The organism is Microcoleus sp. C2D2 (assembly GCF_036702495.1).
In the GTDB taxonomy this organism is placed as follows: domain Bacteria; phylum Cyanobacteriota; class Cyanobacteriia; order Cyanobacteriales; family Microcoleaceae; genus Microcoleus.
Window position 1 is genome coordinate 1 of record NZ_JAUBTO010000133.1, and the last position, 23,570, is coordinate 23,570.

At 47.2% G+C, this 23,570-nt stretch carries 20 protein-coding genes and 1 pseudogene; 10 read left to right on the plus strand and 11 right to left on the minus strand.

Annotated elements, in window-relative coordinates; translation table 11 throughout:
• Positions 1-270 precede the first annotated feature (270 nt).
• The 3 genes and pseudogenes from QUB61_RS30285 to sat form a co-directional block, all read right to left on the minus strand.
• A pseudogene (locus QUB61_RS30285) lies at positions 271-657 on the minus strand (IS1 family transposase); the annotation flags it as partial.
• Between the two features lie 311 nt (positions 658-968).
• Positions 969-3,164 carry a caspase family protein gene (locus QUB61_RS30290; protein WP_333133730.1) on the minus strand — a complete coding sequence of 732 codons (2,196 nt, stop codon included), beginning with the start codon at positions 3,162-3,164 and terminating at the stop codon, positions 969-971.
• A gap of 207 nt (positions 3,165-3,371) precedes the next feature.
• Positions 3,372-4,553, minus strand: a complete 1,182-nt coding sequence (gene sat / locus QUB61_RS30295) for a sulfate adenylyltransferase (RefSeq protein ID WP_333133729.1) — start codon at positions 4,551-4,553, stop codon at positions 3,372-3,374.
• 156 nt (positions 4,554-4,709) lie between these two features.
• Here sat and QUB61_RS30300 point away from each other — a divergent pair, with 156 nt between their 5' ends.
• Positions 4,710-5,477: an FkbM family methyltransferase gene (locus tag QUB61_RS30300; RefSeq protein WP_333133728.1), complete on the plus strand. Its 768-nt coding sequence runs from the start codon at positions 4,710-4,712 to the stop codon at positions 5,475-5,477.
• A 179-nt stretch (positions 5,478-5,656) separates the two neighbouring features.
• On the opposite strand, the gene QUB61_RS30305 is transcribed toward QUB61_RS30300, so the two are convergent.
• On the minus strand, positions 5,657-6,775 hold the full coding sequence (locus QUB61_RS30305) for a glycosyltransferase (protein ID WP_333133727.1): 1,119 nt from the start codon (positions 6,773-6,775) through the stop codon (positions 5,657-5,659).
• 441 nt (positions 6,776-7,216) lie between these two features.
• Positions 7,217-8,689, minus strand: coding sequence for a site-2 protease family protein (locus QUB61_RS30310; protein WP_333133726.1), 1,473 nt, complete (start codon positions 8,687-8,689; stop codon positions 7,217-7,219).
• A gap of 33 nt (positions 8,690-8,722) precedes the next feature.
• Here QUB61_RS30310 and QUB61_RS30315 point away from each other — a divergent pair, with 33 nt between their 5' ends.
• The 4 genes from QUB61_RS30315 to QUB61_RS30330 all read left to right on the plus strand — a co-directional run bounded on the left by QUB61_RS30315 (position 8,723) and on the right by QUB61_RS30330 (position 13,859).
• Complete coding sequence (locus QUB61_RS30315; RefSeq protein WP_333133725.1) at positions 8,723-9,397, plus strand: MBL fold metallo-hydrolase; 675 nt, start codon at positions 8,723-8,725, stop codon at positions 9,395-9,397.
• A gap of 354 nt (positions 9,398-9,751) precedes the next feature.
• Positions 9,752-10,312: a sugar O-acetyltransferase gene (locus QUB61_RS30320; RefSeq protein ID WP_333133724.1), complete on the plus strand. Its 561-nt coding sequence runs from the start codon at positions 9,752-9,754 to the stop codon at positions 10,310-10,312.
• 189 nt (positions 10,313-10,501) lie between these two features.
• Positions 10,502-10,966 (plus strand): hypothetical protein, encoded by a 465-nt coding sequence (locus QUB61_RS30325; protein WP_333133723.1) that lies wholly within the window; start codon positions 10,502-10,504, stop codon positions 10,964-10,966.
• A gap of 487 nt (positions 10,967-11,453) precedes the next feature.
• Positions 11,454-13,859, plus strand: a complete 2,406-nt coding sequence (locus QUB61_RS30330; protein WP_333133722.1) for a cache domain-containing protein — start codon at positions 11,454-11,456, stop codon at positions 13,857-13,859.
• Between the two features lie 395 nt (positions 13,860-14,254).
• On the opposite strand, the gene QUB61_RS30335 is transcribed toward QUB61_RS30330, so the two are convergent.
• Entirely contained in the window at positions 14,255-14,854 is a 600-nt protein-coding gene (locus QUB61_RS30335; RefSeq protein WP_333133721.1) for a cytochrome b/b6 domain-containing protein, read from the minus strand.
• A gap of 194 nt (positions 14,855-15,048) precedes the next feature.
• Here QUB61_RS30335 and QUB61_RS30340 point away from each other — a divergent pair, with 194 nt between their 5' ends.
• Together QUB61_RS30340 and QUB61_RS30345 are read left to right on the plus strand one after the other, a co-directional pair.
• Positions 15,049-15,630 (plus strand): manganese efflux pump MntP family protein, encoded by a 582-nt coding sequence (locus QUB61_RS30340; RefSeq protein ID WP_333133720.1) that lies wholly within the window; start codon positions 15,049-15,051, stop codon positions 15,628-15,630.
• A 158-nt stretch (positions 15,631-15,788) separates the two neighbouring features.
• Positions 15,789-16,343: a glutathione S-transferase family protein gene (locus QUB61_RS30345; RefSeq protein ID WP_333133719.1), complete on the plus strand. Its 555-nt coding sequence runs from the start codon at positions 15,789-15,791 to the stop codon at positions 16,341-16,343.
• Between the two features lie 164 nt (positions 16,344-16,507).
• On the opposite strand, the gene QUB61_RS30350 is transcribed toward QUB61_RS30345, so the two are convergent.
• The 3 genes from QUB61_RS30350 to QUB61_RS30360 form a co-directional block, all read right to left on the minus strand.
• Positions 16,508-16,645: a photosystem II reaction center protein K gene (locus tag QUB61_RS30350; protein WP_006634808.1), complete on the minus strand. Its 138-nt coding sequence runs from the start codon at positions 16,643-16,645 to the stop codon at positions 16,508-16,510.
• 60 nt (positions 16,646-16,705) lie between these two features.
• Positions 16,706-17,836 carry a tRNA guanosine(34) transglycosylase Tgt gene (tgt, locus tag QUB61_RS30355; RefSeq protein ID WP_333133718.1) on the minus strand — a complete coding sequence of 377 codons (1,131 nt, stop codon included), beginning with the start codon at positions 17,834-17,836 and terminating at the stop codon, positions 16,706-16,708.
• 219 nt (positions 17,837-18,055) lie between these two features.
• On the minus strand, positions 18,056-18,505 hold the full coding sequence (locus QUB61_RS30360) for a hypothetical protein (protein ID WP_333133717.1): 450 nt from the start codon (positions 18,503-18,505) through the stop codon (positions 18,056-18,058).
• Positions 18,506-18,765: 260 nt separating this feature from the next.
• On the opposite strand from QUB61_RS30360, the gene cobS reads away from it, so the two are divergent.
• The gene (gene cobS, locus QUB61_RS30365; protein WP_333133716.1) at positions 18,766-19,563 is read left to right on the plus strand and encodes an adenosylcobinamide-GDP ribazoletransferase; all 798 of its coding nucleotides are present in this window, start codon (positions 18,766-18,768) and stop codon (positions 19,561-19,563) included.
• 134 nt (positions 19,564-19,697) lie between these two features.
• Here the strand turns inward: cobS and QUB61_RS30370 are convergent, their stop codons facing one another.
• Together QUB61_RS30370 and QUB61_RS30375 are read right to left on the minus strand one after the other, a co-directional pair.
• Positions 19,698-19,853, minus strand: coding sequence for a hypothetical protein (locus QUB61_RS30370; protein ID WP_333133715.1), 156 nt, complete (start codon positions 19,851-19,853; stop codon positions 19,698-19,700).
• Between the two features lie 502 nt (positions 19,854-20,355).
• Positions 20,356-22,107, minus strand: a complete 1,752-nt coding sequence (locus QUB61_RS30375; protein ID WP_333133714.1) for a hypothetical protein — start codon at positions 22,105-22,107, stop codon at positions 20,356-20,358.
• 357 nt (positions 22,108-22,464) lie between these two features.
• Here QUB61_RS30375 and QUB61_RS30380 point away from each other — a divergent pair, with 357 nt between their 5' ends.
• Together QUB61_RS30380 and QUB61_RS30385 are read left to right on the plus strand one after the other, a co-directional pair.
• Positions 22,465-22,695, plus strand: a complete 231-nt coding sequence (locus QUB61_RS30380; RefSeq protein WP_333133713.1) for a hypothetical protein — start codon at positions 22,465-22,467, stop codon at positions 22,693-22,695.
• A 46-nt stretch (positions 22,696-22,741) separates the two neighbouring features.
• Positions 22,742-22,957 carry a hypothetical protein gene (locus QUB61_RS30385; protein WP_333133712.1) on the plus strand — a complete coding sequence of 72 codons (216 nt, stop codon included), beginning with the start codon at positions 22,742-22,744 and terminating at the stop codon, positions 22,955-22,957.
• Positions 22,958-23,570 lie beyond the last annotated feature (613 nt).

A 23,570-nucleotide genomic window follows, 5' to 3' on the forward strand; every position in this document is an offset into this window, starting at 1 on the left:
TAATTGGGTCAACAGGTAAAAGATGAGTAATTTTACTCATTGACAATAGTGCTTTTAGCTTAACTTGTGAGTAATGACTACCGGGGATTAATCAGGGGCGATCGGCTATGAGTTTTCATGAGTTTTCATGCTCTTTTATGTCTTATATATGCGATCGCCCATCAACTTTTAGCGGCTGTTACTGGGCAAATTCCACTTTGCCGACGATCGTGTAAGAAATTTGGCGTTGCTGAATTGAGGTATGATAACTGCTGTCAAAGGATGTTTTGGCTAGCCGATTTGCCTCGTTTGAGCGCGATTGAAATGATACGATGGATAGGGAACCGGAACATCCCAAAACTTAAGATAATGAATTACTAACCTGATTGAATGTTTGAGCGTTTCTCCCGACTGGAGAATACGCCATGTGTCTGGCGATGAAGTCTGGCTTGCGTAATGTCGTAGTCGCGTATTCTCGCCCTCTACTCTGGTCATGTAAGTTTTACAGATAATAGGGTCTCCATCGGTCATAAACCTGGGGTAAACTGGCCATCCATCTGTGATATAAAAGTAACATTTCCAATTGCCAACTAGCTCCCATAGTGACCGAAAAGTTGTAGCACCATGAGTTCCCAATACCCATCCTAAAATCCCTGGCTGAAAGTGATTTACTGCCGTCGCTCACCACATATTATTTTTTTTACCAACAACAGTTAACACTCAACCATTGAGTTTTTCCACCCCTCCTTCTACAGTCAACAGTCAACAGTCAACAGTCATTAGTCATCAGTCATCAGTCATTAGTCAACAGTCATTAGTCATCAGTCATCAGTCAACAGTCAACAGTCATCAGTCAACAGTCAACAATTCCGGAGGAGTGCAACCGGAATTGATAGGATTTCTCGGTCTCGCGTAGGTGGAGTTCGTTTGTGTAGTTTGAGGTCAAAAGCGATTTCAATCGCCGACTATGAGCGAGGAGTTTTTAACAATTAAACCACCCGATAAACAAAACTCAGAGTTGCCCAAACATTCACATCCAAAGCCCAATTATCCGTCGATATCCCCACTTTCTGCACCCCCGGAATGCTAGCGGCGTGCAAATCTTCGAGCACCGCCCGCACCACATTTAAAGGATTCAACAACACTCGAATTGGCAGGGCATCCCTCGTTTGCTGCATTTCGGCTTCTATTGCAGCCAGAGTTTGAGCGAAGGGTTTCTCACTAAATATAATCACAGTTTCCGCAAGCCCGATCGGCCCAGATACCGCCCACCCAATCGCCCCAGCCGCCGGCACGGTCAAATTCTCCCCAGGAGCGATCGGCCGCGACATCCCCGCCACAGAGTCTTTGCCCTCAGTGCCGAGCACTGACAGCCGTCCCGCGCTGTCAGAGCAAAACACCGCAAAGTAAACCGGGCGATCGCTGTCGTTATACAATATGCACCGACTGCTGCTGCTTTTGCTCATACTTAGTATAGGAGCGTTGGCTGATTTCTCGCTTTCCCCGGTCAGCGGTTCCAGGCGGTAAGATTTTTCGGCCCGCACCGGTTCCCGCTGTGCCACCACCCGCCCTTGCGGTTCGGTAGTTGCCAGAACCGCCCGCACCTTGAGGCGCGAAGACCCCTCATTGATTGTCAGCCGCAGCAACTTCCCAGCCTGCAGCGCTTTCAAATGCGGAGTCAAGCGCTGCACCGCCACCTTGACTGCTTCTCCCCCGTCGCCCTGAGTATCGGGAATCAGCATTTGAGCCAAAGAAAACAAACCGTAACGCCTTTGAGACAAAGCAGGCTCGTGAGGCGAGACTGTTTCGGCTAAAGTCGTTTCCGGGACTCTGCCGAACCGACAGTCAGCGGGTTGCTCGCTGCCTACCGCCACAACTTGCGGCACAGTCGCAAAGGCGCTGGTGGCGTCCACCCGCTCGATGCGTTCCAAACCCGAGTCCAAAGCTACTGTCAAACCGATGTTTCGCGGCAATACCCGAATTTCTTCCCTCACCAGTTGGCCGACTGTTAGTTGCCCGTCTGTTCGTGAGGGCTTGTCTAAAACTTGGGCTTTAGCAGACAGGCCGGTGCGTCCCCGCAGCAAAAGCCGTGAAGCGTAGCTATCCCCCAGGGAATCCCCCGCTGAGGAATCTAAAGCAAACACAGAACCCCCGGAGCACTCCAAAACCCCGGGCGACAACCCGCCCAGCCACAAACGCACAGTTTTGCCGCCATCTTCCACCGCCGTCACAGCGCCGTCAGATGCCGGGGAATTCAACATTAAATTTGAAAAATTCACCGCCGGCGCGGCTGTTAAATCGTGATGGCGAATTTGCGGTTGCTGCGATAACCCCGACAGTTGCTCGACATTACCCGCCGCGCGGCTGAAACAGACGCTGAAGCTGCTAGCGGGAGTTGCCCACCACAAAGTTTGGGTGAGGGCGTAGGTAAACAAACCTGCGGTAAATCCGTTCCAATCTTGTTCCGCGGCGAGTTGGGAATTCGCGCCCGCGACAAGTACGGCGGCGTCCGGACGGAGATTTGGGCGGGAGCTTAGGCCTTCGGCGAACGTTAATTCTGCGAGGCTTGGCTGCCCGACGGTGGGGCGGGGGCGGGAGCGAATGCGAAAGTTGCCGTTTTTGGGGAAACCCGGATAGGGGTAGCTGGTGTCGAGGATGGCGATCGCATTTTCTGTCGCGAGCTCACGAACCAACAGCAGCAGCGTTTCCTCTAAAATATCGTTCACCGCCCGATTTGCTAACAGCGGCACAACATCATCCGCCGGCACCAAACTGTTTTGCATTATTCCCGGAGACTCGCCCAAACTGACTCGGCTACCGCAGCCGCTAAAGTGAAAAACTACCACATCACCGGGTTTTGCTTGTTCGCTCAAGTGAGTCACAAAAGCCGTCTCGATATTGTCCCTCGTAGCTTGAGCGTCAGTCAAAGTCAAAATGTCAGACGGCACAAACCCAAACCGATATATCAGCAGTTCTCGCTGCAAATCCACATCCGTGACGCAGCCGTGCAGGGGCGAGTCTGGATATTTGTCAACGCCTACCAACAAAGCCAATTTGCGGGCTGTCGGCTGCGCTAAGGCTTGGAGGTAGCGCGAGCCCAACCGCAGCCACAGGGCCTCGCTGATTCCGATGGCGCCCAGCACCCGGCCAGCTTGCTGCAAAAATTCCCGCCGCTTGAGTCCCATTTTTAAATAACTTTAAATTTTCAGTTTTGAATTTTTAGTTAAATTCCCCTGAATAATTTTAGGGGATTTAATTAGGTTGTGAGTGTTTAGTATTAAGAGAATTTTTAAGTTTTAACTTTTGAGTTTTAGGTTTAAACTTTAAAATTTACAACTCAAAAGTTAAAATTCAAAACAATTCAGAATGCCGCCAACACCAAGCTTCAAGACTTAAATCTCGTAACTGAAAATATTCATTGCCTTGGCTAATTCTGCCGCGACTTCCGGCCGAGAAAACTGCGGCGGCGGCAATTTTCCAGCGCGCAGCATTTCCCGAACTTTGGTTCCCGACAAATGCACCCGCTGTTCGGGAGTGCTTGGGCTTGTTTTAGTTGTAGCCATTTGTTCCGTCAGCGTGCAATAGAAAGCGTGCTCGAATTTCATCGGCACAATTCCCAATTCTCCCGGCTCAAATTCATCAAAAATATGTTGGGCATCGTAAGTGCCGTAATAATCGCCAACTCCAGCATGATCGCGCCCCACGATAAAGTGAGTGCAGCCGTAGTTTTTGCGGATTAAAGCATGAAAAATTGCTTCTCGCGGCCCGGCGTAGCGCATCGCCGCCGGATTAATTGCCAAAATTACGCGCTCTTTTGGATAGTATTTTTCTAGGAGAATTTCGTAGCAGCGCATCCGCACGTCAGCGGGGATGTCGTCATCCTTAGTCGTCCCGACTAGCGGGTGCAGGAACAAGCCGTCTACTGTTTCTAAGGCGCATTTTTGGATGTATTCGTGGGCCCGGTGGATGGGGTTTCGGGTTTGGAAACCGACTATGGTTTTCCATCCTTTTTCTTTGAACAGTATTCTCGATTTCGCCGGGTCAATTTGGTATTGGGGAAACCGGACATCTAGTTCGCGTTCCAGCAGCCAAACGTCGCCTGCGAGGTTAACGGGTCCGGATTGGTCTACTACCTGGACGCCCGGGTGTTTGAGGTCGTCGGTACGGTAGACGTTGAGGGCTTCTTCTTCTTTGCTGTAGCGGTATTTTTCTGCAAGTTCCAAGATCCCGGCAAAGTCGCCCGCCGGGGTGTCGAGGCGCACTAAAGTGCCTTCTTTCAGGGTGTCGGCGACTGCTTGTGTTACCGAGAGGGTGATGGGAACCGACCAAGGAAGACCGTTGGAGAGGCGCATTTGTTTGACGACCGATCGATAATCAGCTTCGTTCATGAACCCTTTGAGGGGACTTAGGGCGCCGATGGCGATCATTTGCAGGTCGGAGATCGATCGATCCGAAAGCTGGACTCGCGGCAGGGACTCTGCTTTGTCGAAAAATTCTTGTCTTTGGTCTAGTGTGGCAATGCGGTGGACCAGGATGCCGCCGTGAGGGGCAATGCGGTCTGAATGCTGGCTCATGTCGATTTGAAGTTGTGGGTTTTAGCTGCCAGAGTATATCCTACCAAAGTATTGTTACAATTAATTAATTTTCCTCACTAAGTCGGCACACATGGTTTTGAATGTTGGTATTAACCATAATTTATTCCGCCACTCATGACACTTTATAATTTATTAGTGAAATCTATCGATTTCTGGCAAAAGCATTCAGGATTGAGCAATCTCAAAACTCATACTATTTATTCTAAAATCCTCGACTCTGACTCTTTAGTTATCGATTTAGGCGCCAATGTCGGTCAATTTAGCGAAGCGATAACTCGCGAATTCAATTGTAGGTGTTACGCCATAGAAGCAGTTCCTTCTGTGTATTCTCAACTCCCAGAGAATGGCTTAGTTAAAAAGTTTAATTATGCTATATCAGACCGAAATGAGCCATTAAAAATATATACTTCAGATAATCGAGAATGTAACAGTATTAGTCAGGAAGCTGCTAGTGTCTACGGCCTTCAGGGAGAAATATCAGTGGATGGTATCACTTTAGAAACTTTTCTGAACAACCAGAGAATCGAGTTAGTTGATTTGTTGAAGATAGATATTGAAGGTGCTGAAGAAGCCGTTTTTAACTCAACTAGCGATGCCACGCTCTGCAATGTTAAGCAGATCACTATAGAGTTTCACGATTTTGTGCCAGGTTCTATTAGCACTGAGGAAGTTAACCAAATTACCAACAGGTTAAAAAGATTGGGTTTTATCTGCATCCCCTTTTCATACCTGTTCCCTGACATGGATACCTGTGACTTCTTATTTATCAATACGAATCGATGTAAAATTCCGTATAAAGACTGGCTGGGTTTTCAAATGATTAAGTTGCTTCTAACACTAGAAAAAACTAAGTCGTCTCTACTCCGTTCCGCTGGAAAGCGCGAACAAAGTATTGCCAATTAGCGCGGTGAATAAATCGACGGCAAAGTCGATCGGAATCCCCTTCAAATCTATCACTTTTAATTCTCTACAATCTGCTCTGGCATGGCAATCAAGCAATTTAGTCCCGGGTCTCCCAGATTCATTCCTTCGCAGACTCAGGACGTGAGTAATTCTCCAATCCCAAATCCAAAACCCAAAATCTAAAATTGGCTGACCATTTTTTCATGAATCATCTTTATCTGTGACAATTCTTCCAGCAGTCCCTGCGGTAGGGGAATTTTCACAGCTTCCAGCATACTTTGAATCCGATGCCTGCAATCGTGACGGGCTAAACTCTCAACATAGTTGCGTTTGTATATAGAATTAAGCCTCACCTCGTCCTGTAAAAGTTCATTAATGAATTCAACACTTTTTTGCGGGTCATCGGGCAACTCAATTGTAGCATCTTCCCAATTCATCAACTCATCCATTAGAGGTGTAGTTGGACGCTTCCCAACTACCGCACCGCCAGTCGCAGTACCATAAAACCAACGCTGTGTAATAAACGAGTAAGGAAACTGACGCATACCAGGATAGGGATAGAGCGTGTCAAATGCCAAGGTGATTTTGCTATGTCTGAGAATGTGAAATAGCAGCCGACTATCTGGCTCGTCTTTACGCATTTCGTAAGGCAATTTCGGAAATTGCTCTTCTGTTCTGGGCGTAGTTTTATAGTAAATTTGTTCGGAACCAGGTTGATTGAATTTATTGAAAAACACAGTGTGATACTGTGAGGGTATCCGCCCGAAGCTTGTTAAATCTATTGAACGCTTGAGTTGACACGAACCCTCACCGAGAACATCAGCAGCAAAAGGGATCAGCGATACTGGTATACCAAAACGTTTTTTCAGTTCATCTATGACTTCTGGAAGTGCAACGAATAAATGATCTAAATGATAGACATTTTTTGAATAAATTTCCGGTGCCCAAGAATCGAAAATATAACCGATGACAACATCAAAACTCTCCCTCCACTTAGGTATACTTGAGAGTAGTTCCAGATCGGCTCCTGATATCCCAATCATCAGTAAAACATTGGGTTTGTCCGACAATTGAGGTAAAAGTGGTAAATTATATACACCTGTAGTAGACTTAACAGCTTTACGGACTATTCGACCGGCTAGCGGATAAAGTGTGTATGACCACTGGAATACATCGCGGGCAGATGGGACCAAAAGTTGTGCGTTGCAGGTTCGTACAACAATATTTTCTAAGTCAAAAACTGTGTCCCAGAATACATTTGAGATTAAAGCCCGTGAAGAAAGTACAAAAATATTCATAGCTCGATTTGAATTTTATTAAATGAGTCTGCTGATTATACCAAAGACGAGGGGATTAGGGTACATTCAATCGTCCTGGACGTAACAATCCTATGAATACAACCACGAGGGGATTGCCCCTACAAAAGGCTATATGTAGAGGCTTTGCGTTCAGGACTGTTTAATTAAATTTGAAATGCCAATTCCCTTGAATCGAGTTCCCAATTTACCTAGCTACTAGCTAGCAAATCTAGCCGATCGCACTTGCAGTGGGTGAATATATCCGGCTATCCTGAACAAATAACACATCTATGGTCTCAATGTCAATATTAATTATGATTTTTTTACAATATGTATTTTGCCGCGCTCGTCGCGATCGCGTCTAGAAAGAGCGGGTTGATAAATGCTAAAGTCCCTAGGATTTATGAACCTTTTCCTTCTTCCTCCTTCCCCTTCTTCAGACTAAACATTTAACCACTCAAGGAGTATTCTGGGCGCCGGTAACAGAATAATTAACAAAAGCCCGATCGCCAGCAACCCCAAAAAATCCCGCCGATTATCCAATTCGCTGACATCATTGAGCGCCGGTTCGTCGTTTAGTGGCGTCAACAACAAAATAATCGCCCACAGCAGCAAACCCTGTTCCAAAAAAGAAAGCAGCAGCATAAAAAGTCTAGCAAGTTGCCCGATCGCCATACTCGCTCGCTGGCCGAACATCGCGTGCACGATGTGCCCGCCATCAAGTTGTCCCACCGGCATCAAATTAAACGCCGTCACGATCAAACCCAAATAACCCGCCACCGCTACCGGATGCAAATCGATCGCAGTTTCCGCATTCAAAGCACCGCCCAAGGTTAACTTGCTCAAGAGAGTCATCAGCAGCGAAAAATTGGGTTTGAAAGACTCAAAATTTAACATTCCCGACTTGTCTGACAGCGGTACAATAGTCGAATGATTCAAACCCCAAATCAATAATGGCAGTGTCGCAACTAAACCGGCAAGCGGCCCGGCAATGCTAACATCAAATAAAGCTCGGCGGTTGGGAATTGGACTCCGTATTTGAATGAATGCGCCAAAAGTTCCCAAGAAAAAAGGAATCGGAATAAAATAAGGCAAAGTCGTGCGAATTTTGTAAAATCGGGCAGCTAAATAGTGACCGGATTCGTGAATTCCCAAAAATGTAATTAGAGAAAGCGAGTAAGGCAAACCCTGGAGCAATATTGACGGGTTGGACTGCAAAGCTTGTTCAGTAACTCCGACCATTCGCGCCCCGACAAGCGTAGTCGTAAACACCGCGATCAAAAGCAAAGCTAATGCAAAAAACGGCCGGGTTACAGATTCGGTTTTGACAGGAGTTTCCCCTGATTGGTGGCTGGGATTGGGAACTATGGCAAAAAAAGGTTGGCCGCTCAAGCTGTTTTGAAATACTACTAAAAAGCGATCGCCAAAAAGCCTCTCCACATTCTCCCGAATTGCCTGATAAGCCGCCTCGGGGTTCGTGCGCAACTGTCCGCGACAAATTACAGCCTGCGGCCGAAATTCTAAATCTCGCAAAAAGTATATTGACCAAGGAAAACAATTGCGCAAACTCGCTTCTTCCGCTGCATCTATCGGGCGCAGGGGCGGTTTTGGCTTTGCAGGTTCAGTCTCCGAGTCTGCTACCTGCCCAACAGTTTCGCCGGTAATTTTCTTGCGCCCCAACTGTACCAAAAACCAATACAAAAAAGGGCAAACCAGAAAAGGTATAATTACTAACTCCGGCGGTACTGTTTTGCTCGTGCCGTTAACTAAAATCCAACCGCTCCAAATCAGCGCCGGCGCCATCATTACCAGCCACAGCAGCCATACCGGAGTTCGGGTGATGCGGCTGGTGCCCTTCTGCAACAAGAAGTATGATATCAGCCCCAATACGAACAACCATAGTAAAAAGAACATAATATTTATCCCATTCCCTTCTGAAATACTTCCTTGAAACAACAGAGTTCAGTCTCCAAACAACCCAGGCCCGTGCTGGACAATATCTTTGCTTTCCCGCCTAACCGAGATACTCTGGGTGCGACAGCTTATTTCATTGTAGAAAACCAATCGAACATCCTGGTGGATTGTCCCGCTTGGGATGAGATTAACCGAACCTTTTTGCTCGCGCGCGGCGGTGTGCGACTGCTGTTTCTCACCCACCGCGGCGCTATCGGCAAGGCGCGGGAGATTCAGGAAGCCACCGGGTGCGATATCCTGATTCAAGAGCAGGAAGCTTATTTGCTGCCGGGATTGAAGGTGACGGTTTTTGAGCGAGAATTTGCACTGAGCGATCGAATGAAAGCATTTTGGAGTCCAGGCCATTCTCCGGGTTCCTCTTGCCTTTATGATAGTCGTAGCGGTGGAGTGCTGTTTTCGGGCAGACACTTGCTCCCCAACCGAGAAGGTGCCCCAGTACCGCTCAAGACGGCAAAAACTTTTCACTGGCCCCGGCAAATTAACAGCGTCAAGTCAATTATCGATCGATTTTCGCCCTCCACTCTGCAATATATTTGCCCCGCTGCCCATACTGGTTTTTTGCGATCCAAAGGCTCGATCGATCGAGCTTACGAGCAATTAACCAACCTGGATTTAGCCGTTTGTTTGCAGTCCAAACCCGACCTCTAAATGTATGCTGCAACATCAAACAATGGTTTGACGCGCTAATTATAGCGGTAAGATGCGCCCCTTCTTGGTGTCAACTTAAGACTGGAACCATTAATAAATATCGGTTTTACCTGACTCTAGAGCCCCCTCGCATCCCCCTTAAGAAGGGGGACGAAAGATCCGACTCTTCTCCCCCCGGACGCGAAGCAGGCGCCGGGGGATCGAAGCCTAACAGTCAAACAGCAGACCGCTATTACGTTTAACCTGTTTGTTGACACGAAGAAGGGTCGCGGTTCGGCGCATCCTAAATTATTCTTCAGTCTCAAGCCAGAGGGAGGAAAGTTTGTATAGTGGCCGTTACAACCACCGATTCTTATGGAAAAAACCGAAAAACAAAAAATGCTCGCCGGCGAATTGTATTTAGCGGAGGATGAGCAATTGATTTCAGAGCGCCTGCGAGCCCGCCGCCTCGCCAGAACCTACAATTCTACCCGCGAAGACGAACCAGACAAACGGTTAGAAATTATCGCGGAATTGTTCGGTGCAGTCGGGCCGAAAGTTGAAATCGAGCCACCTTTCTACTGCGACTACGGCAGCAATATTTATGCTGGAAACGGATTGTATATGAATTTTGGCTGCGTGATTCTCGACTGCAATCGAGTTAACATTGGCGAAAATTTATTGTGCGGGCCCCGGGTGCAAATTTACACCCCTTTTCACCCCACGGATCCGGAAATTAGACTTTCTGGCCGAGAGCTCGCCGCTTCCATTAATATTGGCAATAATGTTTGGATTGGCGGTGGCACTATTATTTGCCCAGGAGTCACTATTGGCGACAATAGCACGATCGGTGCAGGCAGTGTGGTTGTCAAAGATATTCCCGCAAACGTCGTGGCGGCGGGGAATCCTTGCCGAATCATCCGGCATCTACCTTGATGTGGTACGATCGACACAATCGTGCGATCGGCTCTTCGGAGCTTAACCCAAAAATTTTAGGTATTAGAACAGCCGATTTGAGATTTTCCACGTAAAATCCCCGAAAAAAACCGTGGAAGAAATGTAAAATCTCAAATCTCAAATCCCTTAATTTCTCGTTCCCGGTTTCCACACTACCAAGCTTTTCTTATGACGACTGCCACAGTTTATCCCAACGCTCCGGATCTCTGCACCGACGACTACATAGCAATCGGTTTAGCTACCTGCTTCATCAAAGAAGAAGGCGAAGTTTTTGAAGTGCAAGTAATCGAAGCTATTCCCTCAGCAGCTTTGGAAGCAATAGTCAAAGGAATTCCCACATCCTATTTAATGGCTTGGGGGACGACTTTGGGAGCAGTGCTCGACGGCGAAACACCCAAAATGTTGCCAGAAATCCCGACATCAGCTCAGTTTAGCGAAGAATTTGGCTTTCGGGCGATCTCCGCTGCCCGCACTTACAAAATCCGCCCCCAAGCTCAACTTCACATTCCCTTGGGAACTGTTCGCAACGACTTTACTTATTCCTTAGAACGCAAAAGAGTGCTCAACTCCGAGCGCATCATTCGCACTGAAGACAATGTGAAACAGCACGAACACACTCACAAGGTTCTTTAAACAAATCGCGCAACTGGGGCCATTTAGCAGAGCCTCAGCCAGCGGATGCAGGGAAAATAGTTGTGAGTTTCGACCTGTGAATTAAAGATTTAACGAGCTTTTCATTCATTAATGAAGGAAAAGCTTTTAATATTTCAATATTAAGACTAACACCAAACATCTCAAAGTAGGCTGTACCGCTGCGCGTGCACCTTACCTGATAAGACAAACGCCGAACATCTCAACGTAGAGCGATCCCTGCGCGCCTCACCTAGTCAACATAAATTATTAAGGACTGTTAAGAAAAGTCTTAAATTGTTGATTAATTTTTTTAATTACTAGAAAAGATAGTAGAATTTTTTATTGCAGTTTAACAGTGTGAACCTGCTGGCGGGAAAAAATTCAAAAATCCCGGCAATTATTCAATGCTAGTAGTTTCAGACTATTGGCAGGCTGGGAGTACATCGCAGGTGAGCTGAGGATTTCAATCTCACAAATTGGTCAAACAATGGGAAGCTTTGCGAGAGTTAAGTGGTGGAAATTAACTCGACTATTGCCAGGGGGATTTAAGGGCGAATACTATCTTCCCTACAAAACTGCGCTGTTAATTTTGGGCATAGCAATTCTGGCAGCTAGCATCACTGGTTGTATGAGCTATCAAAGCGTTCGCCGCTTGATTATCAACAATTTAGAGCGCAATGCTTTGTTAGAAGTTAGGGAGGGCGCGAACAAGATCGATCGCTGGATCGGCACTAGAAAGGCTGAGATCGAAGTCCTCGCCAACACTCCTCCGGTTCGTTCGATGGATTGGTCAGTGGCAGAGCCTTATTTAAAATCGGAAGTAAATCGACTGCAAGAATTCCAGCATTTGGCATTAATCGCTCCCGACGGTTCTTATTTCACCACAAAAGTCGGCAGAGCCTGGATTAATGTCAGCGATCGCTCACACTTCAAAAAGGCAATGGCTGGGGAAGTATATGTTTCAGATCCTACCATTTCTCGCACGCTCAAAAAACAAAGTATTGTTCCCATTTCGGCTCCGGTGTGGTCAAATTCGGCAAATTCTATAGATAAAACAGCATCCAAGCCGATCGGAGTAATAAACGGCGTCATTAGCATCGACCGAATTGCCGAAGTAGTAGGAAAGCTGGAATATGGGGCAGGCACTTACGCTTTTATTATCAATTCTCAAGGAGTGCCGATTGTCCATCCCGACGCTCGGTTAATGGGAAATATCGACAATCCGGCTCCCAGTTTGTTAGAGTCGGCAGATGTTAATTTGACGAATGTAGCTCGGGAGATGGTTTATCAAAAAACGGGCATTTTGCTGACTCAAATCAACAACGCCAGAGTTTATGTTGCCTATCTTCCTTTAGAACAAGCTGAATGGTCGATCGCCGTTGTAATTCCCCGCGACAATCTCGAAAAAGAACTGCTCCCCTTCAATATACTAGCTGTAGCCGCCGCCGTACTTGCCACCGCAGCTATGTTCTCCGCAATTGTGGCACTCAAGCTGTTTGCCCTAAATTGCATTCGCACTCGCACAGAAGCCCTTCTCCACCGCTTGACCGGTCGCATTCGCGCTTCCTTGCACCTCGATCGCATCCTGCAAACTACAGTAGACGAACTCGGTACTTTGCTGGAGCTCGATCGAGCAATTTTCGGATGGTACGACCCCCGACAAGATACTTTAGAATTTGGCTGGGAATATTGCCGGGAAGGTGTGCCCGGGGGCTTGGGAATCTTCGGCGTTCCAGGAGGGCCATCTGGAGATTTAGCTGCACGGCTTCACCGCTGTGAAACAATACTGCTATATAAAACCACTGCCGCTGATGCCACAGCGTCTGAGGAACGCGCCCATATCGAACTCACAAACAGCCACTACGCAGCAGTACCTGTACTAACTCAGACTAATCGGCTCGGATATCTGTTCGCCTGTGCAAACCGGCGGTTTGCGACTCCCGACGAGGTGGAAGTTTTGGAAGCAATTGCAGACTCGCTGGCGATCGCAATTTCCCAATCCCAACTCCACGGGCAAATTCAAGAAGAACTCAAACTTTTGGAAGAAGTATTCGCCAAACTTAGAAGAGCCGAAGAGCATTTAGTACAAAGCGAAAAAATAACAATGGTGGGTCAACTTGCCGCCGAAGTTGCCCAGGAAATTAATAACCCGATTAACTTTATTTACGGCCGCCTGATTCACCTCAACGATTATATCAAAGATTTGCTTAATATCATTCGCCTCTATCGCGAACAATATCCCGAACCTGTGCCGGGAATTGCCAAAGAAATAGAGGCCTGCGACCTAGATTTTATCAGCCAAGAGTTGCCGCAAATTCTCAATTTTTTGAAAATAGGAGCCGATGGCATTCGCCAGATAGTCATTGCTTTGCGGAAATTTTCGCTTCCTGACGAACCCAACAAAGAACACGCCAACCTTAATGAAAGTATCGAAAATATTTTGCTGTTGCTAGCGAGCCGGATGGAACCACAAATATTAGTAGTCAAGGACTACAATAACCTGCCGCCAATTTTGTGTTATCCCGGTCAACTGAGCCTGGTATTCGCGAGTCTCCTCAGCAATGCTATTGATGCTGTTAACAGTATTGAAAACTCTGCTCAAATTATTACAATTAAAACAAATATTGTCGAGGATTCTCTAGGTAGGTTTATTGCAGTATCGATCGCCCACAACGGCTCCCGAATTGGGCCGGAAACTCAAGACAGAATATTTGACCAGTTTGACCATACTAAATCATTTAAAAATTTTACCGGATTGGATCTGTCGGTTTGCTATAAAATTATTGTAGAATTGCACGGTGGCAGCCTTACAGTTGAATCTGGGCTTCAATCTCCAATTAAATCTCAAACTGGGGGCGGTGCTGAGTTTATGGTAAAATTGCCGATCGTTTGATATCGCATCTTGCCGCCAGGGAAACCCGTCGCAAATCAGGCCAGCAAGCTCGGCGAAAAGCTTAATGTCGGTTTGTAGTAAGGACTTTAGTGCTGATAAAACGGACGACTGAAGTCCTCACTACAAACCTGATTATCATTTTTAGGACTAAGGCCAACTGTCACACATAAGTCAGCTTGTATGGTGCGTCAGACTCGGTTATTGGACGATTATCGAGGGTGTCAGGTTCCGGGGCAGACTACCCATTGTGCCAGTTGGCCTTAGTCCTGATTTTTCAACCAAACTTGATATAATAGGATTAGGAAAATAATAAAGGTGCAACCACAGCAAACAACCAACCTCCCATTACCAAGACTTCCGCAACAATTAATAAAATATTTCGGTTCATTTTCAAATTAAGAGCGATCGACCAAAGAGCGAATTTTCTTCCACCAAACAGCCGGGGAATCCTCCGGGCGATACGCGGCATCAAACATCGACAAAATTAGCGGCAAACCCCCCACCTTCGCACTCATCAACAAGTGCATTGCCAGACAAAACACCAATACTGCCCAACCAGAAGCGTGCAAATAATACCAAACCTGGGTCAATTCCCCAGCCGGCAGCCATTCTTCCTTAACCATACTGCCAGAAGCGAGCGAAAAAGTCAGTGCTAGCAACATCAACGTATTCACAATCCGGTGCAAACTGTACCACCAAAGCGGTTTTCCCAACTGCGTTAGTGTTCCAAAAGAATCAGGCTGCACCAAGCGTTTTTGACCTGTATGGAAACTGTACAATGCAAAAGCCGGCATTACTCCTAACAGCAACATCTTGCCAAAAGTGCCGTGAATCCCGATAATATCTGCAATCCGAGGCACGGGGACTTTGCCCAACCGCCCATCGTAGGTGTTGTAAACCACAAATGCGCTCAAAATTGCTAAAAGGGCGATCGCAGCATTAACCCCGTGCAGTAACCTGAGCAGCAGTGGCTGGTACAATCTAGATTGCGGCATCGTTAGTTCTGCTACTTGATAAATAATCTTTTACATAATACAGCTAAGCGCCGATTTTTTCAACCGCCAATTGTGAAATAAATGTGAGCTAAAAATGAAAGAAATATGAGAAAAACGCAATTTTATAAAAGTTTAGTGTAAAATAAAAATGTCAAGAAAAACACTTTATTTATAACACCTAAGACTTTACAAAAATGGATGCAGCCACTACCATCTTACTTTCCTTGGGACTAGCAGCAGATGCTTTTGCTGTCGCTGTTTCCAGCGGTTTAGCAATCAAACACATGAAGGTGAATAAAGCTTTAAAAATCGCCTTATTTTTCGGAGTCTTTCAAGCTTTAATGCCCGTCATAGGATGGTTGATCGGTCTTAGTTTTAGTTTTTTGATAACACCGATCGACCATTGGATAGCTTTTGGGCTTTTGAGTTTCATTGGCGGTAGAATGATTTACGAATCGCTGCAAAGCGAAGAATGCGAGAAAAAGTTTAATCCCTTAGATACGGGGACTTTGATAACGCTGTCGGTGGCGACGAGTATCGATGCCCTCGCAGTTGGTCTGGGATTTGCTGTCCTGAAAGATTCTATTGCTCTTGCGGTGACTGCGATCGGATTTATTACTTTCTTTTTAGCCTTTGCAGGCGTGTTTATCGGACACAAGTGCGGTAACTTGTTTGCTAATAAAATTGAGATATTGGGCGGAGCAATTTTGATTTTTATTGGCAGCAGAATCTTGTTTCTGCACTTGACAGAATTGCCATTAGTTATCGGTCATTAGTCCTTAGTCAGTAGTCATTAGTCCTTAGTCCTTAGTCAGTAGTCAGTAGTCATTAGTCGAACAGTGACATCAGAGTCTCGGGTGGCTCCAATTCCCAATTCCCAATTCCCAAATGCTACAATAATAATAATAATATTGCGTTAAAGGATAAAAATTCCGTGCTGAAACTTTACGGCGGAGCCCGCAGCAGGGCGTCAATAGTCAAGTGGTATCTAGAAGAAATAGCGGTTCCCTACGAATTCGTGATGCTGGATATGCAAGCAGGGGCACACTTGCAGCCAGAGTATCTCGCAATTAACCCGATCGGCAAAGTACCGGCAATTGTTGACGGAGATTTCAAACTTTGGGAATCCGGCGCAATTCTGCTGTATTTAGCTCAAAAATATGGTAAAATGCCCGAGACTTTGGAGCAGCAAGCTGAAATCGTGCAGTGGGTCACGTTTGCTAACGCTACGTTGGGGCCGGGAATATTTACAGAAGCAACTCGCGATCGCGAAACTCCCCGCTTGTTAAAACCGTTAAATGAAATCTTCGAGAAACAGCCGTTTTTAATGGGCGATGAATTCGGTGTCGCCGACGCAGCAGTCGGGTCAATTTTAGCCTACATTCCAATGATGCTAAAACTAGACCTTACTCCTTATCCGGCCGTTGTAGATTACATCAAGCGGATCTCAGAAAGACCGGCATTCAAAAGTGCGATGGGCGGTAGCTGAGGGAAGGCACTACAGGGATTTTGCCACGGATACACCGATGAATTATCGATCGTGAGTCAGGACTCAGAAGTCCGAGGGCAGAAGGCATTCGGCAGAAGGAAAAAACTTAATAGCTAAAAACAGGGGCGATTTGTAAATTGCCCCTGTTTTTAATGAAATCAAACTTATCTGAATCCTACAGCCGCCTGCCAAACAAAAGCCAGCAGCAAGAAAAACACGGGAATGACCGGCAAAACATTAACCAAAGGCTCAAAAATCGAATAAGCTTCGGGCAGTTTTGCTAAGAGTAATGCAGCTTCCATGAATCAACCTACCTATCCAACACAATTTTCATAATTGTCGCATATCTTCACCGCAGGCAATCATAATCGATCGACTCTTGGTGCGAGCCAGCCGGCAAACTCTTCAGTAAATCGATCGGCCAAAATCGCCTCCCGCATCCTCCCTGTAAAGCGAATCAACTCCGTGACATTGTGAATCGCCAGCAAAGTATACCCCAGCACTTCGTTAGCCCGCGCCAAATGGGCCAAATAAGCCCGACTGAATTTTTGGCAGGTATAACAAGGACAAGACTCATCCAGCGGAGCAAAATCCTCCCGGAACCGAGCATTTTTCAAATTCCAGCGTTCCCCACCCACAAAAGCCGTCCCGTGGCGGGCCAGCCGAGTCGGAATCACGCAGTCAAACATATCTACGCCACTCGCCACCGCCAGCGCCATTTCCCGATAAGTCCCAATCCCCATCAAATAACGCGGTTTATTTGGCGGCAACAGGGGCGCTGTCACCTTCACAATCTCCGCGATCAAATCCCCCGATTCCCCGACGCTAACCCCGCCGATGGCGTAACCGGGCAAATCCAAATCTACCAACTGGTTCGCCGCGCGCGATCGCAAATCGGGGAAAACGCCCCCCTGCACGATCCCGAACAAAGCTTGATCCGGACGCGAGTGAGCTTGAATGCAGCGTTGCAGCCAGCGGTAAGTGCGATTTGTTGCCGCCTCCACCTCCTCCCGCGTAGCGGGGTAAGGGGGGCACTCGTCAAAGGCCATAATCACATCGGCGCCCAACTGATTCTGAATTTCGATCGATCGTTCCGGCGTCAAATTAATCATGCGGCCATCGCGGGGAGAGCGAAAAGTCACCCCATTCTCCGAAATAGTCCGCATTTGGCTCAAGCTAAACACCTGAAAGCCTCCGGAATCCGTCAGCATCGGGCCCGGCCAAGCCATGAATTTATGCAATCCGCCGGCGCCTGCGACAATCGCTTCCCCCGGCTGCAAGTGCAAGTGATAAGTATTTGCCAAAACCATTTGAGAACCCGCCGCCTCAAGATGTGCCGGTGTCAAGGTTTTGACATTAGCTAGCGTCCCCACTGGCATAAATTTAGGCGTTTCCACAACACCGTGGGGAGTGGCAAAAACCCCTGCACGCGCTTGGGTATGGCTGCAATTAGCTTGACATTTAAAAGAAAATCCCGTCTTGTCTTCAGTCATTAGTCCCCGACGATCGTTAACCGCTACTCGGCCGTCCGTGTTATCTAATCTATTGTTGATGACATCGCGACAAAAAAAACCATGACCCCGCCCAAAAACGGAGACAAGTTTCCGACAATCGTCGTGGAGGGCAAAAAATTTTAGACCTTAGTTCTACTTCCCAGATTCAAAGCTGCGAGTAAATCTAAAATCTAAAATCTAAAATCGACTGACTGACGATTAAAACGGGGAATCATCCTCATCCAATTGCAGATCCCAGTTGCCGGAGAGTACCTGATCGACAACCGCATCCAAAGCCGCAGCATTTAAATTCCGGGCGACTTGCTCTTGCAAAGGATTGGAGAGGGGAATTAAGCGCAACTGCCGTCCGTCTTGAATCAAGTCAAAATAAGCACCATCTTCAGGGGACTGTTTCAGTTCCAGGTAATCAAAACTATACACGTTCAAATAAAGCGCATGGTTGGCAATCAGGGTAGAACGATGGGGGTTGGCGAAGACTTCGAGCACATACCCTTCCCCTTCGCTGTAAATCTGGCCATCTTGTATGTGAAGGTAGCGGACACGTCCTAAATCAAACAGCAATCTTTTGATATCGCGTTTGTTGACGACAATCCCTGTATCGATGATGCAAGGAGCAACTACCCTGTTATTTAATTGGTCGTGACTCATGGAGTAAAAGCCTCTGTTGTAGTATGTTCCCGTCTTGGAAATCAGGGAGTTAGCTAGAATTCTTGGTACGGGAAACGCGGATCTTGAGTTTAGTCATTTTAGATAGGGAGCTTCGGGCTCGCTGTCGGCAGAGGTTTTCCGGGGAAAAGAGCGGGCGACAGGAGGAATGCCCAATCCAAAGGACTAGGGTGTTACAGCTCCAATTCTGGCACACGCTAAGGGATTGACAACTGCATACCAGATGAAAAACTTTCAATCTTATGGTGGATGATAAATTGGTTCGGTCTACGATTGACTTTTTCCGGAATCAAGGTGCTGCCATCGCAGCCGCAGTCGCTTTTTATACTTGTTTGCCAGTACCGATGTCTTGGACTTTGGAGTTTCGGGGCATTGCTCGCTTGGCACCGGCGATCGGGCTTTTGATTGGGGGGATGCTGGGCCTGGCGGATGTTGGGCTGCAGTTGTTGGGAATGCCTGCTCTGACTCGATCGGCCTTGGTGGTAGTCTTGGGCATCGCGGTGACTGGCGGGCTGCACTTAGACGGGGCCATGGACGCGGCGGACGGGCTGGCTGTACCCGACCCGGTACGCAGGCTGGAAGTCATGCGGGACAGCGTTACAGGGGCTTTTGGAGCGATGGCTGCGATCGCGATCGTGCTGCTGAAAACTGCCGCTCTCTCGGACTTGAATAACTATCGGTGGCTGGCTTTGATGGGTGTGGCGGGTTGGGGGAGGTGGGCCCAACTGGTGGCGATCGCCCGCTATCCCTATCTCCGGGCCGAGGGTAAGGGAGCTTTTCACAAAGAATCGATTTATTCTCCTTTTGATTTTATCCCCGGAGTGCTGTTGCTGCTGAGTTTGAGCGTGGTGCAAGTTGTCTTGGAGGGCGATCGGTGGCTGTTGGCGGCGGGGATGGCTTTGGGGGGAAGTGCGATCGGAATTTTTGCCGGAGCCTGGTTTAACCACCGTTTGGGCGGCCACACGGGCGATACTTACGGTGCTGTAGTCGAATGGACGGAGGCTTTGTTGCTGTGTCTGTTGGCAGCTTTGGAAGGGTAAGTGATGCCATGTTGCCATAGTTTTAGTGAAGACTTTAGTCCTCAATTTACCAAATAACGACGGTTCTAGCAGGTGGAAATCCGCACTCAATAGCAATGGTTTTCATCCTGTCTGCCTTCAAATGCCACCCTAGATTAGATATAGCAAACCTCAACTTTAATGAAAGCTCTGGGATACTTTATTGCTGCGATCGTCCTCTGAATGTTAATTTTAGCTTGGTTCGAGATAATCCAAACAATCCGCAATTGGGAAACGAATCTGTTAGCATGGGAATTATTGATATCTCTCATCTATTCATCTGCGTGAATCAGCGTCAATCCCTTGTCATCTGCAGTTAACAAATTCTCTTTTTTTTACCGCAGATGAGGGCAGATTAACACAGATTAACGCAGATGAATTAGATCGAGTCCGGTTCTAACATCGGTGATTGTTGACTGTTGACTGGATTTTACTATTCCGATGCTACCGGAATTTATATAAATTGTGCAAGTGTTTTTGATGCTGTAGGGGCGGGTTTTACCAATAATCTTTGACCCACACAAACAATCTCATAAACCGGCTCCCCACAACTAATAACCTATATCAACCTTGACTTTTATCAAAGGAAAGAATGTACATTGAGGTTTACCGTTTAGGGGCGGGTTTATGGGATTATTGTTTTTGGCGTAGATGGTTGGTAAAATGCGCCCCTACCATCGCGCAAATTATACAAAAACCTACCAATCCAACATGATATAACCACACAAAATGAATGGAAAAGGCAATTTAAAATTTTCCATTCATTCTCAATTTTTACGCTTTCGGCTCAACCCAAATCGTCACCCCCTCTACCCTCAAACCTTTGCCGCGAGTGCCGCAATATTGGCCGTTAGCAGTAACAGGAGTATCGCCCACATTTTGAATGTGAGCCGTATAAAATACATCATACTTATCAGCTTGCGGTCCAGTCAGTCGCGCGGCAAATCCCTCAATGCGCTTAGCTTGACCCCGGAAACCGGCCAACTCGCCTTCCGAGATCCAAGCAGTATCGCCAACTCCTTCAACGTGAGCCATGTACTGCAAATTTAAACCGGGAACGGGAGGCTCTATTTTAATTTGAAATCCTTCGACGCGGCGGCCTTGAGCTTTAGTGCCTGCATATTCTCGATCGCTAAAAGTTCGATCCCCAATTCCTTGAATGTGCGCCAACACTTTTAAACCCACAGGCGCCACTGTTTGGGAACTCGCAGACGGCGCGATCCAAACTTTGATACCCTCTATTCTCAATGCTTTGCCGCGAGTGCCGCAATATTCGCCGTTGGAGGACACGTCGGTATCGCCGATATTCTGAATGTGAGCGCTATAAAATACGTCGTATTTATCAGCTTGCGGCCCGCTCAACCGCACCGCAAATCCTTCAATTCGTTTCGATTGACCCCGAAAACCCGCCAATTCTCCCTCGCTGAGCCAAGGAGTGTCGCCAACACCTTCGACGTGAGCCATGTACTCGACATTTAAGCCGGGAATTGGCGGATCGATATTAATTTGAAATCCTTCGACGCGCCGCCCTTGACCCTTAGAACCCGCGTATTCTTGAGAACCGAAAGTTCGATCGCCAATTCCCTGAATGTGCACTAAAACTTTGATTCCCAAAGCGCCCTCTACTGCCACCGCTTGTTGAATGTCCCGAGGTGCCCCAAAGACAATGTTCCCCGAACCCGTTGTCGGGAGGGACTTAGGTACTTCCACGCTGGGAACAATAATCACCTCGTGCATGGGGGCCGAAGGTGCGGGGGATTCCAAAATCTGGATCGGTGGCGCCACTGCAACTTGTTTCGGCGCCACATTTCCCGACGGGATGATAATCACTTCTGGCAAGGGTTCGGCGCTGATTTTTTCTTGGGGCGCTGCTTTCGATCCGGGTTCGACTTTAGCAGGTGCTGCTTTTACCATCTCAGCAATGGTTAATTTGCCTCTGGAAATGGCGACGGCTAATTGTTTGCCAAAAGCGGCGCTGACTGTTTCTTCGAGGATTACCCACTGTTCGTCGTCTAATTTGTCTTGCTGTTCCACCAAGGCCAGCACTGCGGAAACTGGGTGTTTGCCACTGACTAAGGATTCTGCGTCGGAATGGAGTTGAGTTGGGGTTGATTCGGAAATCGCGCGGTGCAGTTCGCGGGCTTTGGCATGAACTGATTGTAAGGGTGTGAAGTCGCTTTGTTCGCGGTGGGCGATCGCCAATACTCGATCGATCACTTTCAATGCTGCGTCGCGGATGGATGCTTTACCTTCGGAAGCTGCTGCAGTCTCGACTAAGTTTTGAATGTCTTTGAGGGAAGTAATTTCCCCTGGGGCGATGACCGAGTTGTTCGCTTCGAGAGCTTGTTTTTGCACAGCCGCAAAGTTGCGGCTGTAGGCTGCGACTTCTTCAAGCAAGCTGTCGGAGGGAGGAAGGCCGGAGTCTTGCAGTTGTTTTGCTGCCATTGACAGGCGATCGGCCAAATTAGCATATGTTTCCGATAGTCTGGCTATTTGTTGTAACAAATCTTTATGAGCTAGTTCCATATGTCTGGCCGTAAATATTTAACTTGCTGATTATAGACGCTGAGCGTCTTCTGAAGGTATAAGGCAGTAGTCATCAGTCATTGGTCATTAGTCAGATATTCCTTGAAGATTTTTCCACTCTGTCGCGCGAGGGCGCGAGGGCGCGAGGGCTGGGACACTCGGACACTCGGACACTTGGACTCTCCCATCCCCCGCGTGATCGCCGTCACACCAGTCTAAATACTTAGTCACACTATGCGACTCCCGCTGTCACCCCTGCCCCCTAAAAATGTCACACAAATCGAGCAATAGCCGTCACTGCAAGTACAGTTAAAACGTTTGATACTGAGGCGTCAAACAATAAAGCGCAGAAATGTTATGGTACTGATTCGCGACCTCGCCCAACAAGCTCTCGCTCTAGGCTATCTAACTATTGAAGCAGAAAATCAACTGCGGCGGATGTTAACTACCACGAAGTATGACTTGGAAGACTTAAATGCTTTTATGGCTTTGCAACTAGCAGCTATGTCCGGTTTGGTGAAACAAGAATCTCGCGAGCTGAAACAATTTGAAATCTTTGGCGAGACGCGATCGGAAACTTCCTGTTAGTAATTAGTTGGCTTTTGATCTGTTCAAATTAGTAAGGGACATTTCTATGATGCAGATTCGTGAAGTTGTAAAACAAGCTATTGCCGCTGGATATCTTAGTTGGGAAGCCGAACATGAAATGCAGCAGATTTTTTCCTCAGCTAAGTGTGATTTGGAAGATTTGAATGCTTTTATGAGCTTGCAGTTAGCTGCAATGGCGGGTCGCGTGAGGCAAGAATCTTTGGAATCGATAAAAATGTCAAATTTTCATGAAAAAAATTAATCAGCTTTCTTCAGTCCTCAGGCTAGATAAATATTAACTTGTCGCTCAAAAAAATGCTCCTAGGAGAATTTAATTGTGCTAATTTCTAGCCGGAACTAATTAATTTCAAAAATCTCGCTATTTGGGTTCGCTCGATCTTGAAAAAAAATCCACTCAAATTAAAATAAATATTTAAGTCTCTACTGAGCACTTTAGTCCTCAAACGCAAGGCTTGGATAACCCGAGCTGTCAAGGTGTAGTCAACGTGTTTGCGTCGTAACCGTTGAGCATTATTCTTGAGATGTTATTTATTATTAATTGTCTATCAAATGGAGAAGATTTGTCGATCGCCCGAAGCAGAGATTTCAAGTGTTTGAGCCACTTTTTCACCACCTTGACAGGTCGAGATTGGATGAGTGCCAACAATTTACAGCGTATTCCCAGTTTATGAAGTAGGGACAACCGCCGGATCCGGTGTCCCTACGGCGGGGATATAGCTAATATTATGTACCCTCAATCGACCGCAATCAAATTGGTTCGTAGTGAGGACTTTAGTCCAATGGCACTGAAAAAGGCTTAATCACGCCCGCAGTTTAGCTTTCAAGACAGAGCGAGGTTCCTGCATTCGAGGATA

Excerpts from the sequence above, each read along its gene's own strand:
- QUB61_RS30335 (WP_333133721.1), bottom strand. The coding sequence starts at position 14,854 with ATGCCGCAATCTAGATTGTACCAGCCACTGCTGCTCAGGTTACTGCAC.
- QUB61_RS30375 (WP_333133714.1), bottom strand. The coding sequence starts at position 22,107 with ATGGAACTAGCTCATAAAGATTTGTTACAACAAATAGCCAGACTATCG.
- sat (WP_333133729.1), bottom strand. The coding sequence starts at position 4,553 with ATGAGCCAGCATTCAGACCGCATTGCCCCTCACGGCGGCATCCTGGTC.
- QUB61_RS30370 (WP_333133715.1), bottom strand. The coding sequence starts at position 19,853 with ATGAGAGATATCAATAATTCCCATGCTAACAGATTCGTTTCCCAATTG.
- QUB61_RS30320 (WP_333133724.1), top strand. The coding sequence starts at position 9,752 with ATGGAAAAAACCGAAAAACAAAAAATGCTCGCCGGCGAATTGTATTTA.
- cobS (WP_333133716.1), top strand. The coding sequence starts at position 18,766 with ATGGTGGATGATAAATTGGTTCGGTCTACGATTGACTTTTTCCGGAAT.
- QUB61_RS30290 (WP_333133730.1), bottom strand. The coding sequence starts at position 3,164 with ATGGGACTCAAGCGGCGGGAATTTTTGCAGCAAGCTGGCCGGGTGCTG.
- QUB61_RS30380 (WP_333133713.1), top strand. The coding sequence starts at position 22,465 with ATGGTACTGATTCGCGACCTCGCCCAACAAGCTCTCGCTCTAGGCTAT.
- QUB61_RS30340 (WP_333133720.1), top strand. The coding sequence starts at position 15,049 with ATGGATGCAGCCACTACCATCTTACTTTCCTTGGGACTAGCAGCAGAT.
- QUB61_RS30330 (WP_333133722.1), top strand. The coding sequence starts at position 11,454 with ATGGGAAGCTTTGCGAGAGTTAAGTGGTGGAAATTAACTCGACTATTG.
- QUB61_RS30325 (WP_333133723.1), top strand. The coding sequence starts at position 10,502 with ATGACGACTGCCACAGTTTATCCCAACGCTCCGGATCTCTGCACCGAC.
- QUB61_RS30385 (WP_333133712.1), top strand. The coding sequence starts at position 22,742 with ATGATGCAGATTCGTGAAGTTGTAAAACAAGCTATTGCCGCTGGATAT.
- QUB61_RS30350 (WP_006634808.1), bottom strand. The coding sequence starts at position 16,645 with ATGGAAGCTGCATTACTCTTAGCAAAACTGCCCGAAGCTTATTCGATT.
- QUB61_RS30360 (WP_333133717.1), bottom strand. The coding sequence starts at position 18,505 with ATGAGTCACGACCAATTAAATAACAGGGTAGTTGCTCCTTGCATCATC.
- QUB61_RS30310 (WP_333133726.1), bottom strand. The coding sequence starts at position 8,689 with ATGTTCTTTTTACTATGGTTGTTCGTATTGGGGCTGATATCATACTTC.
- QUB61_RS30305 (WP_333133727.1), bottom strand. The coding sequence starts at position 6,775 with ATGAATATTTTTGTACTTTCTTCACGGGCTTTAATCTCAAATGTATTC.
- tgt (WP_333133718.1), bottom strand. The coding sequence starts at position 17,836 with ATGACTGAAGACAAGACGGGATTTTCTTTTAAATGTCAAGCTAATTGC.